This window comes from Actinoplanes sp. NPDC049118 (assembly GCF_040648555.1).
Taxonomy (GTDB): Bacteria; Actinomycetota; Actinomycetes; order Mycobacteriales; family Micromonosporaceae; genus Actinoplanes.
Genome location: NZ_JBEZDY010000002.1, coordinates 391,560 through 407,650 on the forward strand (window position 1 = coordinate 391,560; position 16,091 = coordinate 407,650).

At 72.9% G+C, this 16,091-nt stretch carries 15 protein-coding genes; 8 read left to right on the top strand and 7 right to left on the bottom strand.

Features of this window, described 5'->3' with window-relative positions; genetic code table 11:
* Window positions 1-55 precede the first annotated feature (55 nt).
* Both AB0B58_RS04295 and AB0B58_RS04300 read left to right on the top strand, forming a co-directional pair.
* Window positions 56-424: a hypothetical protein gene (locus tag AB0B58_RS04295; protein ID WP_360217204.1), complete on the top strand. Its 369-nt coding sequence runs from the start codon at window positions 56-58 to the stop codon at window positions 422-424.
* 240 nt (window positions 425-664) lie between these two features.
* Entirely contained in the window at window positions 665-1,879 is a 1,215-nt protein-coding gene (locus AB0B58_RS04300) for an MFS transporter (RefSeq protein WP_360217207.1), read from the top strand.
* A gap of 12 nt (window positions 1,880-1,891) precedes the next feature.
* Here AB0B58_RS04300 and AB0B58_RS04305 read toward each other — a convergent pair whose 3' ends face one another.
* Entirely contained in the window at window positions 1,892-2,806 is a 915-nt protein-coding gene (locus AB0B58_RS04305; RefSeq protein ID WP_360217210.1) for an alpha/beta hydrolase, read from the bottom strand.
* 430 nt (window positions 2,807-3,236) lie between these two features.
* A complete protein-coding gene (locus tag AB0B58_RS04310) occupies window positions 3,237-3,728 on the bottom strand; it encodes a hypothetical protein (protein ID WP_360217213.1) in 492 nt (163 codons plus the stop codon).
* A 14-nt stretch (window positions 3,729-3,742) separates the two neighbouring features.
* On the opposite strand from AB0B58_RS04310, the gene AB0B58_RS04315 reads away from it, so the two are divergent.
* Window positions 3,743-3,979, top strand: a complete 237-nt coding sequence (locus AB0B58_RS04315; protein ID WP_360217216.1) for a DUF5522 domain-containing protein — start codon at window positions 3,743-3,745, stop codon at window positions 3,977-3,979.
* A 64-nt stretch (window positions 3,980-4,043) separates the two neighbouring features.
* Window positions 4,044-4,598 carry a hypothetical protein gene (locus tag AB0B58_RS04320; protein ID WP_360217219.1) on the top strand — a complete coding sequence of 185 codons (555 nt, stop codon included), beginning with the start codon at window positions 4,044-4,046 and terminating at the stop codon, window positions 4,596-4,598.
* A gap of 54 nt (window positions 4,599-4,652) precedes the next feature.
* On the opposite strand, the gene AB0B58_RS04325 is transcribed toward AB0B58_RS04320, so the two are convergent.
* Window positions 4,653-5,354 carry a metal-dependent transcriptional regulator gene (locus tag AB0B58_RS04325; RefSeq protein WP_360217509.1) on the bottom strand — a complete coding sequence of 234 codons (702 nt, stop codon included), beginning with the start codon at window positions 5,352-5,354 and terminating at the stop codon, window positions 4,653-4,655.
* A 166-nt stretch (window positions 5,355-5,520) separates the two neighbouring features.
* On the opposite strand from AB0B58_RS04325, the gene AB0B58_RS04330 reads away from it, so the two are divergent.
* Both AB0B58_RS04330 and AB0B58_RS04335 read left to right on the top strand, forming a co-directional pair.
* Window positions 5,521-6,702, top strand: coding sequence for an acetoin utilization protein AcuC (locus AB0B58_RS04330; protein ID WP_360217511.1), 1,182 nt, complete (start codon window positions 5,521-5,523; stop codon window positions 6,700-6,702).
* Window positions 6,703-6,714: 12 nt separating this feature from the next.
* Window positions 6,715-9,261 carry a GNAT family N-acetyltransferase gene (locus AB0B58_RS04335; RefSeq protein WP_360217222.1) on the top strand — a complete coding sequence of 849 codons (2,547 nt, stop codon included), beginning with the start codon at window positions 6,715-6,717 and terminating at the stop codon, window positions 9,259-9,261.
* A gap of 718 nt (window positions 9,262-9,979) precedes the next feature.
* Here the strand turns inward: AB0B58_RS04335 and AB0B58_RS04340 are convergent.
* Both AB0B58_RS04340 and sigB read right to left on the bottom strand, forming a co-directional pair.
* Entirely contained in the window at window positions 9,980-10,333 is a 354-nt protein-coding gene (locus AB0B58_RS04340) for a YrdB family protein (RefSeq protein ID WP_360217225.1), read from the bottom strand.
* Between the two features lie 203 nt (window positions 10,334-10,536).
* Window positions 10,537-11,493 carry an RNA polymerase sigma factor SigB gene (gene sigB / locus AB0B58_RS04345; protein WP_360217514.1) on the bottom strand — a complete coding sequence of 319 codons (957 nt, stop codon included), beginning with the start codon at window positions 11,491-11,493 and terminating at the stop codon, window positions 10,537-10,539.
* Window positions 11,494-11,805: 312 nt separating this feature from the next.
* Here sigB and AB0B58_RS04350 point away from each other — a divergent pair, with 312 nt between their 5' ends.
* A complete protein-coding gene (locus AB0B58_RS04350) occupies window positions 11,806-12,591 on the top strand; it encodes a sporulation protein (RefSeq protein ID WP_360217228.1) in 786 nt (261 codons plus the stop codon).
* On the opposite strand, the gene dtd is transcribed toward AB0B58_RS04350, so the two are convergent.
* Window positions 12,588-13,010, bottom strand: coding sequence for a D-aminoacyl-tRNA deacylase (gene dtd / locus AB0B58_RS04355; RefSeq protein ID WP_360217231.1), 423 nt, complete (start codon window positions 13,008-13,010; stop codon window positions 12,588-12,590). The two genes, AB0B58_RS04350 and dtd, sit on opposite strands and share 4 nt — an antisense overlap.
* A 76-nt stretch (window positions 13,011-13,086) precedes the next feature.
* On the opposite strand from dtd, the gene AB0B58_RS04360 reads away from it, so the two are divergent.
* Window positions 13,087-13,662 carry an HhH-GPD-type base excision DNA repair protein gene (locus tag AB0B58_RS04360; protein WP_360217234.1) on the top strand — a complete coding sequence of 192 codons (576 nt, stop codon included), beginning with the start codon at window positions 13,087-13,089 and terminating at the stop codon, window positions 13,660-13,662.
* A 22-nt stretch (window positions 13,663-13,684) separates the two neighbouring features.
* Here the strand turns inward: AB0B58_RS04360 and AB0B58_RS04365 are convergent, their stop codons facing one another.
* The gene (locus AB0B58_RS04365) at window positions 13,685-16,075 is read right to left on the bottom strand and encodes a bifunctional diguanylate cyclase/phosphodiesterase (RefSeq protein ID WP_360217237.1); all 2,391 of its coding nucleotides are present in this window, start codon (window positions 16,073-16,075) and stop codon (window positions 13,685-13,687) included.
* Between the last annotated feature and the right edge of the window lie 16 nt (window positions 16,076-16,091).

The window sequence follows — 16,091 nt, forward strand, 5'->3', positions numbered from 1 at the left end:
GCCCGTTCCCGGGCCGGGTCCGGTAGCACCGGCCGCGTCCCACCAGGTCCCACCCGTGCACCACGATCTCGCCGACCGCCATCGTCCCGAACATCCGCGCGGGCAGCTCCTGCGGCCCGCCCATCGCGGTCATGCCCTCTCAGGCGGCTGGCGTCGCGACGCGCTGGTCGGGCAGCTCCTGCGGCCCGCCCATCGCGGTCATGCCCTCTCAGGCGGCTGGCGTCGCGACGCGCTGGTCGGGCAGCTCCTGCGGGCCGCCCATCGCGGTCATGCCCTCTCAGGCGGCTGGCGTCGCGACGCGCTGGTCGGGCAGCTCCTGCGGGCCGCCCATCTCGGTCGTGCCCTCCCAGGCGGCGGCGCCGCGACGAGCTGGTCGATCTGGCGTTCCAGCCGCTCCGGTATGTCGCTGCCCGGCGGCGCCTGACCGTCCGAGCTGCGGCGGCTTGCGCCCGGGCCGGTCCCCGCTGCGGCACGTGCCCGATCAGGACGCGAACGTCGAGTTCGGTGCAGGGCGTCGGTGCGCCGATCTGCCGAACCGTCGCCGGATCTCGCCCTCCGCGATCCGGTGCGGTCGTCGAACAGCCCGCGAGCGCCCCCGAAGGGGGAGCCTCGTCACTGATCGACAGCCTTACGGTTCGGCACTTTAACGGTTAAGTTCGGGGGCGTGACCGACGCTGACCTGGACCGACCCCGCCTCGAGGCCGCCAAGGTCGCCGTCGGCATCACGTTCGCCACCAACGGCCTCGCGTTCGCGGGCTGGTTCGCGAGGGTCCCAGCCGTCCGCGACGACCTGGGACTGAGCTCGGCCGGGCTCGGTCTGCTGCTGCTCTTCCTCTCCGGCGCGGCCATCGCGGCGATCCCGCTGGCCGGCCCGCTGGTGCAACGCTTCGGCCCGGCCCGCGCGGTCCTGCTCGGCAGCATGTCCGTGGTTCTGGGCCTGCTCGGCCTGGCCAGTGGCACCCTGCTCGGCTCGGTGCCGCTCGCGGGCCTCGGCCTGGTGCTGCTCGGCGTGGGCAACAGCACGTGGGACGTGGCGATGAACGTCGAGGGCGCGGACGTCGAGCGTCGCCTCGGCCGTACCCTCATGCCCCGCTTCCATGCCGGCTTCAGCATCGGCACCGTGGGCGGCGCGGCCGTCAGCGCGGCCGCCGCGGCGACCGGCGTCGAGCTGTCGACGCAGCTCTTCCTCATGGCGGTCCTGTCCGCGATCGTGATGACCCTGACGGTCCGCCGCTTCCTGCCGCACACCCCGGTGACGGCGGAACAGCGCTCGGCCGGCCGGGTCCGCGACGCCTGGCGCGAGCCACGGACCCTGCTGATCGGCGTGATCATGCTGGGCTTCGGCTTCACGGAGGGCGCGGCGAACGACTGGCTGGCGATCGGCCTGGTCGACGGCTACCAGGCGACCGAGACGGTCGGCGCCATCGGCTTCGGCTTCTTCGTGTCGGCGATGACCCTGGGCCGCTTCTTCGGCGGCCCCGCGATCGAGCGCTGGGGCCGCGTGGCGGTGCTGCGCGCCACGGCGGTGTCGGCGCTGCTCGGCCTGCTGCTGGCGGTCTCCGGCATCGGCGTCCCGGCGGTCCTGGTCGGGGCGCTGCTGTGGGGCGCGGGCGCCTCGCTGGGCTTCCCGATCGGCATGAGCGCGGCGGCGGACGACCCGCTCCGCGCGGCGATCCGGGTGTCGGTGGCGGGCTCGATCGGCTACGGCGCCTTCCTCGCCGGCCCGCCGCTGATTGGCCTCCTGGCAGAGCACTTCGGGGTGCTGCGGGCGCTGCTGGTCGTGCTGGTGGCGATCGGACTCGGACTGGCGGCCTCGGGCGCGGCCCGGCCGCTCCCGCTCGGCAGGGCCGTCGAGGACGAGCCGGTCGCCACGCCCTGATCCACGCGCCGGTCAGTGGCCGCCGGTGAGGAAGTCACCGATCAGCGACGCCAGGAGCTCGGGCTGCTCGATCACCATGGCGTGCGAGGCGTCCTCGAGTTGCAGGTAGCGCATCCGCGGATTCGCCTTCGCGCCGGCCGCCGCCTGCTCGAGCAGGAAGCGGCGGTGCGCCGCGTACAGGTCCGCGAACGGCTCCTGCTCCGGCAGGTCACGGGTCGCGAGCACGGCGAGCGTCGGCGTCGGCGTCGCGGCGTAGACGGGCTCAAGATCAAGACCCGTAATCAGCGTACGCAGCTCGCCCGCGGTCTCGGCGGACGGCCGCATGGTCGTCTCGCCGTCCTTGTGCGCCAGGTTGCGCCGGAAGCCCTCGATCCACACCTTCTCGTTGGCGCCCATGTCCCGGGCCGCCATCTGCTGCCGCTCGACCAGGTCGGGCAGTTCCTCGGCCGGGATCGTGCGCCCCATCCCGGCGTGCAGCGTGTCGAGCACCGTCGTCAGCCGGGCCAGCTCGGCCGCCGCCACCCCCGGTTCGAGGCCGGGCAGCTGGCCGGGCCGGCTGGGCGGCGGATTGCCGTCGAGGCTGACCACGCCCGGCGACTCGGGGTGCCGCTGACCCCAGAGCGTGGCGAGCATCCCGCCGAGGGAGTGCCCGACCACCGAGGGCCGGCTCAACTCCAGCTGTACGGTCACCGCGGCGATGTCGCCGAGCGCGGCATCCCAGGACCAGGCGCCGTCGCCGGAGCGGCCGTGCCCGCGCAGATCCATGGTGATGACCCGGTGCCGCGGCCGCAGCGCCCGGGCCAGCGTGGTCATCATGGAGAGGTTCCCACCGGCGCCGTGCAGGAGCAGCAGCGGAGGCTGCTCGCCCCCGAAGTCCCGGACGGCGATGGGCAGCTCTCCGGCATCGACCAGTCGATCGTTGATCACAGCATCTCTCCAAGCGGTAGCGCCGACCGGATCGTTCCGATGAGCCCGGGCCGCGCCGGAGCGGGTCGCGGCCCGACGGATCGGTCGGCGGGGATCGGGCGGCCCGCCCCGTCCGGCCGCGCGGGCCGGCGGGTGTCGGCGGGCCGGCGGGTCGTGGTGGGCGGACGGGTCGTGGCAGGTCGGTCTGTGCCAGCGGGCGGGCGGGTCGTGGTGGGTCGGTCTGTGCCGGCGGGCGGGCGGGTCGTGGTGGGTCGGTCTGTGCCGGCGGGCGGGCGGGTCGTGGTGGGTCGGTCTGTGCCGGCGGGCGGGCGGGTCGTGGTAGGTCGGCCTGTGCTGGTGTGCCTGCTGGCGGTGGTGGCAGGTCGGCCTGTGCTGGTGTGCCGGCCGGCGGTGGTGGCCGGTCGGCCCGGGTGGTGCGGGGCGGTGCGGATCATTCGGGCCGTCCTCGGAGGCGGTCGCGGATCGCCGACGATGGCACGCCCCCGTCCGGGTGACGGGGCAGCCGCCCGCGCCGGACCAGGTCGTGCACCCCCTGGCGGGTGATGCCGAGCATCGCGCCCGCGGTCGCGTACGAGACCGACTCGGCGGCCGGGTGGCCGACCCGGCGGGCGACCACCGCGCCGAGCGGCGTGCGCCACCACTGCACCGGCGGGTCGAAGGCCCGGTCCTCCGGGTAGAGCGTGGCGATCAGCCGGATCGCCGCGCCGGCCGCGGTGGCGTCGTCGCCGTCGAGCATCTGCCCGGCCCACCCGCCGGCGCGGATCCGGACCAGCCGGCGCAGCGCCTCGACCGCGTCGTCGCCCTCCAGCAGGACCTCGAGCGGGTCCAGCAGGCGGATGTCGAGAAGCTGGACGATCTGCTCGACCAGGGCGTTCTTCGACGGCACCAGATCATCGTCGCGCTGCTTGACGCTGACTGTCAAGTCGCTACGCTCCGGTGGTGGATCAGCCGGCGCCGCGCGCCCTCACCGAGCCGCATCCGAGTCGTCTCTCCCTCGACCACCCACGTCGTGCCGAGATCCTCGCCGCCCATGCCGCCGCGCTCGCCGCGGGCCAGGCCGGCTACCTCGATCCGGACAGCGGGCTGTTCGTGCTCACCGCCGGATTCCTGGCCCGGCGCGGCACCTGCTGCGGTCGTGGTTGTCGTCACTGTCCGTACGTCGATGGTGTCTGAGTCGGACTTTCGCCGTCGCCCCCGCGCGAAGTACGGTGTGCCCCGAATTATCTGGAGGAAACTCGTGGGTTCGCGTCTCTTCGCCCTCGGCGCCGCCGTGGCGCTGCTCGCCGTTGCGGGCTGCTCCGACAACCGGGGCGAAGCGGCCGGCCTGCCTCCGGTGCAGATCGTGCAGCAGCCCGCGGCCTCGGCCGGCGGAGCCTGCATCCTCTGGGACTACGCGTTCATCGAGGAGAAGATCGGCGTGCGGTTCAGCGTCGCCGCCGCCGACCAGGTCGACGACACCTCCACCTGCGTGGTGCAGACGGAGCGCGAGGAGTGGCCCTATCTCGCACTCTCCGTCGTGGAGAGCACCAAGGCCGACGCGGAACTGTTCTCCGAGGAGCTGACCCCGGCGAAGGCCACGAAGCTCAAGGGCCTCGGCAAGGTCGGCTACCGGCTCGTCTCCAAGGCGTCCGGCGGCCACGGCCCGACGGTGGAGATCGGCTGGCTCAGCGAGGCCGCCCAGCTTCAGACGCTGCGCTTCACCTTCGCCAAGGGCGCCGGCGGCGACGAGGTCAGCCGGCTGTCGCCGAAGCTGCTCGCCCTCGCCAAGGCCATGGACACCACCAAGGGCTGACCCGCGCCGGGGGGTCAGGTGGCGAACCCGCGAGGGTTTCCGCCGCGGGTTGGCTCAGCGGGCGTCGACGAACACCCGCGACGCGACCTCGCGCGGCAGCCGGATCTTGTCGCCGGAGCGGTCGATCGTCACGCCGTCGCGCTCCTGCGCCACGGTGACGGTCGCGCCCGGGTCGATGCCCGCCGCATGCAGCTGCCGCAGCACGCCCGAGTTGGTCTGCACGCTCTCGCAGATCCGCCGGACGACCACACTGCCGCTCAGGCCGGGGAACGCGAGGTTGCGCTCACCCGAATTGATCACAGTGGAGCTGGTGTTGACCGGCTCCTCCGTGGGCAGGCCGAGCACCTCGAGGCCGGGAATCGGGTTGCCGTAGGGCGATCGGGTCGGCCTGTTGAGTAGCTCGTAGACCTTGCGCTCGACCGAGTCGCTCATCACGTGCTCCCACCGGCAGGCCTCCTCGTGCGCCTCCTCGTAGGGCATGCCGATGACGTTGACCAGCAGCAGCTCGGCGAGCCGGTGCTTGCGCATGACCGCGACGGCGGCCACCCGCCCCTCCTCGGTGAGCAGCAGGTGCCGGTCGTTCTCGACCGTGAGAAGCCCGTCACGTTCCATCCGGGCGACGGTCTGGCTGACGGTGGGGCCGCTCTGGTGCAGTCGTTCGGCGATGCGCGCGCGCAGGGGCGGAACGCCCTCTTCCTCGAGCTCAAGGATCGTGCGCAGGTACATCTCGGTGGTGTCGACGAGATCATTCACAATGCGGCCCTCCCAGCAGCGATATTACCTCGCAGCCGGGGGTTGACTTCGTGCCGACGAGGTGGGTCAGGTGACCCTACCGGACCCGGGGGACCGGCGCCCGGTAGGTGCAAGGGGCGGGAACGGCACCCGGCCGAAAATGTCGGCCCACCATGGCAGCATGACCGTCATGGCTGAGTCGACGGCGGTGGTGTGGGACAAGGCCCTGCTCTCTTACGACATGGGCGATCACCCGATGAACCCCGTGCGCGTCGAGCTGACCATGGCGTTGGCCCGCGAGCTCGGCGTTCTCGACCGGCCCGGGGTGCGCCTGGTGGTGCCGGAGCCGGCCGACGACGCGGCGCTGACCCGCGTGCACCGGGCCGACTACCTGCAGGCGGTCCGGCTGGCGCCGCAGGACCCCTTCTTCCGCGGCTGGGGCCTCAACACCGAGGACAACCCCGTCTTCGACGGGATGCACGAGGCCAGCGCCCGGATCTGCGGCGCCACGCTGGCCGCGGCCGAGGCGGTGTGGAGCGGCGCCGCCGTCCGCGCCGTCAACGTGTCGGGTGGGCTGCATCACGCGATGGCGGCCCGCGCCTCCGGCTTCTGCGTCTACAACGACCCGGCGGTCGCGATCGCGCGCCTGCTCGACCTGGGCGCCGAGCGGGTGGCCTATGTCGATATCGACGTACATCACGGCGACGGCGTGCAGGCCGCCTTCTACGACGACCCCCGGGTGCTGACCGTCAGCCTGCACGAGTCGCCGCTCACGCTGTTCCCCGGCACGGGCTTTCCGGAGGAGTGCGGCGGCGCCGGCGCCGAGGGCTCCTCGGTCAACGTCGCGCTTCCGCCCGGCACCGGCGACGGGGGCTGGTTGCGCGCGTTCCACGCGATCGTGCCGTCGGTGCTTCGGGCCTTCTCGCCGCAGATTCTCGTCACCCAGTGCGGCGCCGACGCCCATCGCCTCGACCCCCTCGCCGACCTGCGGCTCTCCGTCGACGGGCAGCGCGCCGCCTACATCGCGCTGCGCGGGCTCGCCGACGAGCTCTGCGGCGGCCGCTGGGTGGCGACCGGCGGCGGCGGATACGCGCTGGTCGAGGTCGTGCCCCGGGCCTGGACCCACCTGCTGGCGGTGGCCACCGGCGCGCCGCTCGATCCCGGCACACAGACACCGCCGGCCTGGCGCAGGCTCGCCGCCGAACGCCGTCCCGGCACCGAGATCCCGACGACCCTGACCGACGGCATCGAGCCGCCGGTGGAGCGCTGGGAGCCGGGCACCGCGCCGGACCCGGTCGACAAGGCCATCCTGGCGACCCGGATGGCGGTCTTCCCGCTGCACGGGCTGGACCCGCACGATGCCAGGGACTGAGAGGGGACAGCGGTGACCAGAGAGGCCGACGTGCTGCTCTCCGACGGCAGCGCCGTGCACCTGCGTCCGATACACCCCGACGACGCACCGGCCATCGTGGAGTTCCACTCCCGGATGAGCGACCGGACCCGCTACCTGCGCTACTTCTCGCCGTATCCACGCATTCCGGAGCGCGACCTCGCCCGCTTCGTCAACGTCGACCACCACGACCGCGAGGCGTTCGTCATCGTCAGCGGCCAGCGCATCATGGGGGTCGGCCGCTACGAGCGCCTCGGCCCGGATTCGCCCGAGGCCGAGGTCGCCTTCGTCGTCGAGGACGCGCACCAGGGGCGCGGCATCGGTTCCGTGCTGCTCGAGCACCTCGCCGACGCGGCGCAGGAGTGCGGCATCTCCCGCTTCGTCGCCGAGGTCCTGCCGCAGAACAGCGGGATGCTCCGCGTCTTCAGCGACTTCGGTTACCAGGTCCAGCGCAAGTACGCGGACGGCGTCGTGCACCTCGAGTTCCCGATCGCCCCGACGGAGAAGTCCCGCGAGGTGCAGGAGGGCCGCGAGCAGCGCACCGAGGCGAAATCCATCGCACGCCTGCTGCACCCGCGCGCCGTCGCCGTCTACGGCGCGAGCGCCAGCGGCCAGGGCATCGGCGCGGCGATGCTGGGCCACCTGCGCGACGGCGGCTACACCGGCGACATCGTCCCGGTGCACCGCAGCGCGGACCGGGTGGCGGGGCTGCCGGCACACCGCTCCGCGGCCGCGGCCGGCGCCCCGGTCGATCTGGCAATCATCGCCGTGCCGCCGGAGGGCGTCGCCGACGCGGTGGCCGATGCGGGCGCGGCGGGCGCGGGTGGTCTCGTCGTCGTCTCCGCCGGCTTCGCCGAGGCCGGCGCGGAGGGCATGCTCGCGCAGCGCGCGCTCATCGACGCGGCCCACGCGGCGGGCCTGCGCGTGGTCGGCCCGAACTGTCTGGGAATCGCCAACACCGACCCCGCCGTGCGGCTGAACGCCACGCTCGCGCCGACCCTGCCGGCGGGGGGCCGGGTGGGCTTCTTCAGCCAGTCCGGCGCGCTCGGCGTCGCCCTGCTGACCGAGGCGGACCGGCGCGGCCTCGGGCTGTCCAGCTTCGTGTCGGCCGGCAACCGCGCGGACGTCTCGGGCAACGACCTCCTGCAGTACTGGCAGGACGACCCCGGCACCGACGCGGTCCTGCTCTACCTGGAGACGTTCGGCAACCCGCGCAAGTTCGCCCGGCTCGCCCGCCGGATGAGCCGGGTCAAGCCCGTCGTCGCGGTCGCCTCGGCGAGCCGCCCGGCGGGGCTCGCCGGCGACCTGCCCGGCCCGGACACGCATGCGGTGACGGCCCTGTTCGCGCGCTCCGGCGTCATCCGCGTCGACACCGTGGCCGAGCTCTTCGACGTGGGGATCCTCCTGGCACACCAGCCGCTGCCGACCGGCCGGCGGGTGGCGATCGTCGGCAACTCGTCGGCGCTGTCCGGCCTGGCCGTTGCCGCCTGCCACGCCACCGGCCTGACCATCGCCGAGGGCTACCCGTGTGACATCAGCCCCCAGGCGGGTGCGCACGAGTTCGCCGACGCCCTGGCCGACGCCGCCGTCGACGACCGGGTCGACGCGCTGGTCGTGGTCTTCGCGCCGCCGCTGCCCGGCCAGCTCCCGGACGAGGACGCCGACTTCGCCGCGGCGCTAGGCAGCGTGGCGCTGGCGGGGGAGAAGCCGACCGTGGCGACCTTCCTGCTTGGCCGGCTGCCGCCCCGGGTCCCGGCGTACCCGTCGGTGGAGGAGGCGGTCCGGGCCCTCGGTCGCGTCGTCGGCTACGCGGACTGGCTACGCCACCCCCCGGGCGTGCTCCCGCCGCTGTCCGGAGTGGACCCGTCGGCGCACGAGCTACAGGGCCCGCCGTCCGAGCTGCTCGCGGCGTACGGCATCAGGGTCGAGCCGTCGAGCTCCGCCACGTCCCTCGAGGAGGCGCTGGCCGCCGCCGCCGAGCTCGGCTATCCCGTGGCCCTCAAGGCGGCCGGCGGGACGCTGCGGCACCGCCTCGACCTCGGCGCGGTCCGCCTGGCCCTCGCCGACGAGGACGACGTCCGGGCGGCCCACCGGGAGCTCGAGGCGGCCTTCGGCCCGCACCTGCTGGTCCAGTCGATGGTCCCGGCGGGCGTCGCCTGCACGATCGAGGTCGTCGAGGACCCGGCGTTCGGCCCGGTGATCGGCTTCGGCCTGAGCGGCGTCGCCAGCGAGCTGCTGGGCGACCTCGCCTGGCGTGCGGCCCCCCTCACCGACCGTGCCGCCGCGGCCCTGGTCGACGAGCCCCGGGCGGCGCCGCTGCTGCACGGCTACCGCGGCTCGAAGCCGGTCGACCGCGAGGCCCTGATCGACCTCCTGCTCCGCGTGGGCCGCCTCGCGGACGAACACCCCCGCGTCCGCGCCCTGTCCCTGAAACCGGTCCTGGCCCGCCCCGACGGCATCACGGTCCTGCACGCCTCGGTCGAAATGGGCGAGGCCGGCACCCGCCCGGACACGGGCCCCCGCCGCCTCCAAAGCGCCTGAGCCCGAGCCGGGCGAGGCCGGCACCCGCCCGGACACCGGCCCCCGCCGCCTCCAAAGCGCCTGAGCCCGAGCCTGACCTCGTCACCGGCCCCGCCCCGGTCCGTCGCCGGTCGACCCGTGTTGGCGCGGATCGAAGTCCCGGCAGGGTTGAAGGTGGACAGCGCGCCGCGCCAGGCCGCCGAAGGCGGAGCCCACCAGCGGCTTCGATGCGCTGACCCCCGCCACCGAGGCGGCTGACGGCGGAACTCACCTCCGTGTCGAGCGCATCCCCGTGTCGAGCGCATCCCCGTGCTGAGTGCGGGACTGGTCTCGTGTTGCGTCGCATCCTCGTTGGTGCGGGGTGCGGAACTCACCTTCGTGTCGCGCCACATCCCTGTTGGCGTCGAGTACCGCCGCCGTGAGCGCGCCGAGGGCCAGGCCCGCCGTGGCTAGGCGCGCCCAGCCTCGCTGCGATGGCGGTGGCGGGCGCAAGTGTCGGCGGGCGCAAGTGTCGGCGGCCGCAAGTGTCGGCGGCCGCAAGTGTCGGCGGGCGCAAGCCTCGGCGGCCGCAAGCGCCAGCAGCGGCAAAGGTCACCACTCAGCGCAAGCCCCGCGACGGACCTTGCAGGGCTTCGGTGCGGAGCGCACCGTTTTATGCAACGTCCGGGGTTCGAGCGTCAGGCGACCGTAGTGGGGAAGGGCCGGCGATCGGTGGGTCGCCGCGCGCACCCAGGGCTGGTCAGACCGCGGCCTGGCCGCCCGTGTCGGTGCCCAGCAGATGCAGCACGAGGCGGTTCGCCGCGGCGAGTACCGCAAGCAGCGCCGCGAGGACAGGATGGCCGGTCACCGCGAGCGCGACCGCCGCACCGCCGAAGACCACCCACTCGGGCACGAGCCGCAGCGGGTCCGGTACCGGTTTGCGGGCCTTCGGTGCCACCCACTGTCCCCAGATGACGGCGGCCGCCAGCGGCAGCGCGATCGCCAGCAGCAGCCGCACCCAGACCGGGCCCGGCGCCTGCCAGCCGGCGTAGGCCAGGCCGGCGAGGGCGCAGCACTCGAGCACGAACCGCAGCAGCAGGTTGGCGGCTCTCATCTCGCCTCCCGGCGCCGAACGCGTTGGCGGCCGCGCCGGACCCGGCCGAAGGCCGGCCGGTGGCGCGCGCCGCTGGTCTCTCCGGGCGGCAGCCCGGCGTCACCCGAATCCTGGCGCAGCCCGCACCGGGTCGGCAAGCGATGCCGGCCGTGACACGGCGAAGGCCGGTCGCGTCGCGACCGGCCTCTGCGTACGGGTGATTGTCAGCTGGCGTATGCCTCCAGGCGGGACGCCCGCTGCGGGTCGCGCAGCTTGGACATCGTCACCTTCTCGATCTGGCGGATCCGCTCGCGGCTCAGGCCGAACTCGCGGCCGACCTCGTCGAGGGTGCGCTGGCGGCCGTCGTCCAGGCCGAAGCGGAGCCGGATCACCGCGGACTCGCGCTCGGAGAGCGTGGCGAGCACGATCTCGACCTCGCTGCGCAGTTCGCCGCGGCCGACGCTGTCGCCCGGCTCGCCGCGCGGGTCGACCGCCGCGACGAAGTCGCCGAGGGCGCTCTCGCCGTCCTCGCCGACCGCCTGGTCCAGGCTGACCGGCTCGCGGTCGTAGGAGATGAGCTCGATGACCTGGAACTCCGGCACGTCCATGGCCTTGGCGATCTCGGCGACGCTCGGCTCGCGCCCCAGCGTGGTGGCGAGGTCCCGGCGGGCCCGGACCATGCGGTTGACCTGCTCGACCATGTGCACCGGGATGCGGATGGTGCGGGCCTGGTCGGCCATGGCGCGGGTGATGGCCTGGCGGATCCACCAGGTGGCGTACGTGGAGAACTTGTAGCCCTTGGTGTAGTCGAACTTCTCGACGGCGCGGATCAGGCCCAGGTTGCCCTCCTGGATCAGGTCCAGGAAGGCCATGCCGCGGCCCGTGTAGCGCTTCGCGATGCTGACCACGAGCCGCAGGTTGGCCTCGAGCAGGTGGTTCTTCGCGGCCCGGCCCTCGGTGATGAGGATCTGCAGCAGCGGCGCCAGGTCGTCGCCCGCCTCGGCGAGCTTCTCCTGCGCGTACAGGCCGGCCTCGATCCGCTTGGAGAGAGTCACCTCCTCGACTGCGGTGAGGAGACGCGTACGGCCGATGCCGTTCAAGTACGCCCGTACGAGGTCCGCGGATACACCGCGCTCGTCGGTTGCGTCCAAGTCCGCCAAGGGCTCGACACCGTCAGTCATGATGTTCTCGGCAGCAACCGCCGCCGTGGACTCCGTCGCCTTCATCTGCAGGACCACCTTTCAGTCCCCTCCCCGCGTTCACCGAGTCGTGCATTCCCAGCCGCATTCGTGCCGGTGATCACTAGCTTGGCGGCAGGCGCGTTAAGCGGAGGTGAGGCAAGCGTCCAGGTGGCATGAATCGGGGAGAACCCTGAGGTCGTGAACCCGACAGGGCGCCCGGATTGGTGGGACATTTACCGAAGCAGACGTAATTCCGAATGCGTTGTCGATGGCCGATAATCTGCGGCAGGTACATATCTAGGAGGAAGCTTCGTGGTCTTCAAGCGCATGATGCAGGCGATGGGCGTCGGGGGCCCGTCCGTGGAAACAGTGCTTGCCAACCCCAACTGCCGCCCCGGGGGATACCTCGAGGGCCAGGTGCACGTCATGGGCGGCGACCACTCCGTCGACATCGAGTACGTCGCGCTCGGGCTGATGACCCGGGTCGAGGTCGAGAGCGGCGACAGCGAGTACAACACCGATCAGGAGTTCCACCGGCAGCGGCTGACCGGCTCCTTCAAGCTGGACGCCGGCGCCCGTCACGACGTGCCGTTCCGCTTCGACGTGCCGTGGGAGACCCCGATCACCGAGGTGTACGGCCAGCACCTGCACGGCATGACGATGGGCCTGCGTACCGAGCTCGAGGTGGCCCGGGCGGTCGACAAGAGCGACCTGGACGCGGTGGCCGTGCACCCCCTGCCGGCCCAGGAGCGGATCCTGGACGCGTTCCTGCGCCTCGGCTTCCGCTTCAGCCGCGCCGATGTGGAGCGGGGCCGGGTATACGGCGTGCAGCAGACGCTGCCGTTCTACCAGGAGATCGAGTTCTACCCGCCGGCGCAGTACGCGAGCGGCATCAACCAGCTCGAGGTCACGTTCATCCCGACCCCGCACAACCTGCAGGTGGTGCTGGAGATCGACAAGCGCGGCGGCCTGTTCACCGAGGGTCACGACGCGTTCGGCCGCTTCGACGTGGACTACCACACCGTCGACCAGGTCGACTGGACCGCGCAGCTCAACGGCTGGCTGCAGCAGTCCGCGCAGCGCCGCGGCTTCTTCTAGGTCTCCAGCCAGACGGTTCGCGGGCCCACGTTCACGCTCTCCACGAGCATGTGGGCCCGGAACCGCCCGGTCTCCACCGTCGCGCCGCGTGAGCGCAGCGCCTCGCAGAAGGCCGTGACCAGAGGCTCGGCGCCCTCGGCCGGCGCGGCCGCGGACCAGGTGGGCCGGCGGCCCTTGCGGGCGTCTCCGTAGAGGGTGAACTGGCTGACCACGAGCAGCGGCGCGCCCGTTTCGGCGGCCGAGGCGTCTCCGTCGAGGATGCGCATCTCGTGGACCTTGCGGGCCAGGTTCGCGGCGATCGCGACGGTGTCGTCGTGGGTGACGCCGAGCAGCACCAGCAGCCCGTCCTCGATCTTGCCGACGACCTCGTCGTCGACGGTGACGCTCGCCCGGCTGACGGTCTGTATCAGCGCGCGCACGCGAGCTCTCTCTCCGCGGCCTCGAGCGGTGTGCCGGTCACCCGCCGACGATATCGGAACCTGCCAAGATGGCGTCATGACGTTCTCGCTGCCCATCGACGCTGAGGCCAACGCTCTGCTCGACCGCGACCCGCTGGCGGTGCTGGTCGGCCTGACGCTGGATCAGCAGATCACCATGGAGAAGGCGTTCACCTCGCCGTACGTGCTCGCGCAGCGTCTCGGGCACGAGCCGACGGCGGCGGAGCTCGCCGACTACGACCCCGACGAGCTGATCGCGATCTTCGCGAAGCCGCCGGCGCTGCATCGCTTCCCGAAGGCCATGGCCGCGCGCGTCCAGGAGGTCTGCCGGGTGCTGGTCGACAGGTACGACGGGGAAGCGGCCGCCCTCTGGAGGGACGTGCCGACGGGTGCGGAGCTGTACAAGCGGATCTTCGCGCTGCCCGGCTTCGGCAAGCAGAAGGCGCAGATCTTCGTCGCGCTGCTCGGCAAGCAGTACGGCGTGCAGCCACCCGGATGGCGCGAGGCGGCCGGCGGCTACGGCGAGGCGGACTCGTACCGGTCGGTGGCGGACATCGTCGATGACGAGTCCCTGGCCCGGGTCCGCGCGAACAAGAAGCAGATGAAGGCCGAGGCGAGGGCGGCGAAGTCCTGACCGCGGGCCGTGGCGGGCGGGGTCAGTTGGCGGTCGAGGCCGGCCGCGCGGTGCTGACCAGCATCTCGAGCAGTTCCGCCGGCGGCAGCGGCCGGGCGAACAGGTAGCCCTGGCCGATGCCGCAGCCCAGCGTCTGCAGCTCCGCCGCCTGCTCGGTGGTCTCGATGCCCTCGGCGACCGTGGTCAGGTGCAGGACCTGGCTGAGCCGCAGCACCGCCTCGGTGATGCCGGAGCCCTCGGGGGTGCCGTTCAGCTCCGCGACGAAGCTGCGGTCGATCTTGAGGATGTCGACCGGCAGGCGGGTCAGGTAGTGCAGCGAGGAGTAGCCGGTGCCGAAGTCGTCGATCGCCACCCGGATGCCGTGGCTGCGGAACTCGCTCAGCATCGCGATGCCCGCGCTCTCGTCGACCAGCGCGGACTCGGTGATCTCCAGGACCAGCCGTTGCGGCGCCAGGCCGGTGCGGGCGAGGACGTCGAGCACGTCGCGGACCAGTGTCGGCTCCTGTAGTTGGCGCGGCGACAGGTTGACGCTGACGTAGAGGCCGTCCCAGTTCGCGACCTGGCGGCACGCCGTCTCGAGCACGAACAGGCCGATCCCCGTGATCGTGCCGCTGCGCTCGGCGATCGGGATGAACTGCGCCGGTGACACCATCCCCAGCCGGGGGTGCTGCCAGCGGACCAGCGCCTCGACGCCGACCGGGCGGCTGCCCGCGAGGTCGACCAGCGGCTGGTAGAGCACGTGCAACTCGCCGCGGTCGAGCGCGCCGGCCAGGTCGTCGGCGAGCTGGGCGTCCGCGGCGCGCCGGTCGATCATCGAGGGGTCGTGCAGCTGTACGCCGTGCGTGCCCAGGTGCTTGGCCTGGTACATCGCGACGTCGGCGCGGCGCAGCAGCTCCTTCGGGGTGTCGCCGTCCCGGCCGGTGGCCACGCCGATGCTGGCCCGTACGGCCACGGTGTCGTCGCCGAGCCGGACCGGCGCGGCGGCGGCCGTGGCGAGGATGCGCTGCGCGGCCGCCACCGCGCCCGCCTCGTCGGGCACGTCGGTGACCAGGACGACGAACTCGTCGCCGCCGATCCGGGCGGCCACGTCGTCGGTACGCACGCCGGCGAGCAGGAGCTGCGCGAACGCGGCCAGCATCGTGTCGCCGGCCGCGTGCCCGTACGCGTCGTTGACCAGCTTGAAGTCGTCCAGGTCGATGAGCAGCAGCGCGATGTCCGTGCGGTCGCCCACCACCTCGGCCAGCACGGCGTCCAGCCCGGCCCGGTTGGCCAGGCCGGTCAGCGAGTCGTGCAGGGCCAGCTGTTCGAGTTCGAGCTCCCGCTCGCGCAGCCGCGTCTCGATCTCCTGGCGGCGAGCGATGTCGCCGCGCAGCGCGGCGGTCGCGGCGTCGACCCTGCTCATGGCCCGGTTGCGGGCGCCGGCGAGCAGGCCGATCAGCAGGGTCAGCAGCAGGGTGATCGTCATCGCCACCACGAACGTGTTCCTGACGATCCCGCGGTCGGTCTCCTTCAGCAGCCGATCCGTCGGCCGCACCTCGAGCTCCCAGGTGCGCAGCCCGGCGGTGACGCGGACGACCCGGTCGAGCGACGCGGGGTAGTCCCGGGCCGCGGCGTCGGAGGCGCTGGCGATGGCCTGCTCGACGCCGTCGGCGGGGTCGTCCAGGTCGGCGGTCACGGCGCCGTGCACGTGGGTGCGCAGCGCCGTGGTGAGCAGGTCGCGGGCGTGCACACCCATCGTGAGCCAGCCGCGGATGCCGCTGCCGATCTGGTGGATCGGCACGGCGAACAGGAAGGAGGGCTGCTGCTGGGCCGCGGGCAGCGCGCGGTCCTCGAGCAGTACGTGCGGCCGGCTGACCGCGAAGCCGTAGAGCTTGGAGTCGCGCAGGGTGTCGGCGACCTCCGGAGTCGTGGAGAGGTCCGTGCCGGCCGCGACCGGCACGCCGCCGAAGGAACGGGTGATGATCGCGAAGGCGTGCTGGCCGCCGGTCGGTGCGGGCCGCAGCGTCAGGCCCTTCTCGCCGCGCCACCGCCAGAACGACTCGAGGGCGTCGACCCCGCTGTCGTGCGTGCCGACGATGAACCCGAGCGAGGTGGCGCCGGGCAGGCCCCGTTTGCTCACCTTGTTGGTGATCCAGGTGAAGTCTTCGGAGGTCAGGTCGGTCTGCGCGCCAAGCGCGATGGACAGGTCGGTGAGCGTGTCGTCGTACCGCTGGATCTCGGTCTGGATCGCCCGGTCGACGTCGCTGGTGTAGCGGTCCATGAGCTGGGCCGCGTAGCGCTGCTCTGCGCTGCGGGCGTTGCCCGCCGCGATCCACGAGCCGGCGCAGCCGAGGATCGCGACCACGACGACAAGGGCGACGCCGGACCAGCGCCGCCGGTTCGACTGGAGAAACGTCGCCCGCACGGCTTGCATGATCGGTAGCGTGGCC

Coding starts and splice junctions, on each gene's coding strand:
- AB0B58_RS04330 (WP_360217511.1), top strand. CDS start 5,521: ATGGCTGAGTCGACGGCGGTGGTGTGGGACAAGGCCCTGCTCTCTTAC.
- AB0B58_RS04340 (WP_360217225.1), bottom strand. CDS start 10,333: ATGAGAGCCGCCAACCTGCTGCTGCGGTTCGTGCTCGAGTGCTGCGCC.
- AB0B58_RS04365 (WP_360217237.1), bottom strand. CDS start 16,075: ATGCAAGCCGTGCGGGCGACGTTTCTCCAGTCGAACCGGCGGCGCTGG.
- sigB (WP_360217514.1), bottom strand. CDS start 11,493: ATGACTGACGGTGTCGAGCCCTTGGCGGACTTGGACGCAACCGACGAG.
- AB0B58_RS04360 (WP_360217234.1), top strand. CDS start 13,087: ATGACGTTCTCGCTGCCCATCGACGCTGAGGCCAACGCTCTGCTCGAC.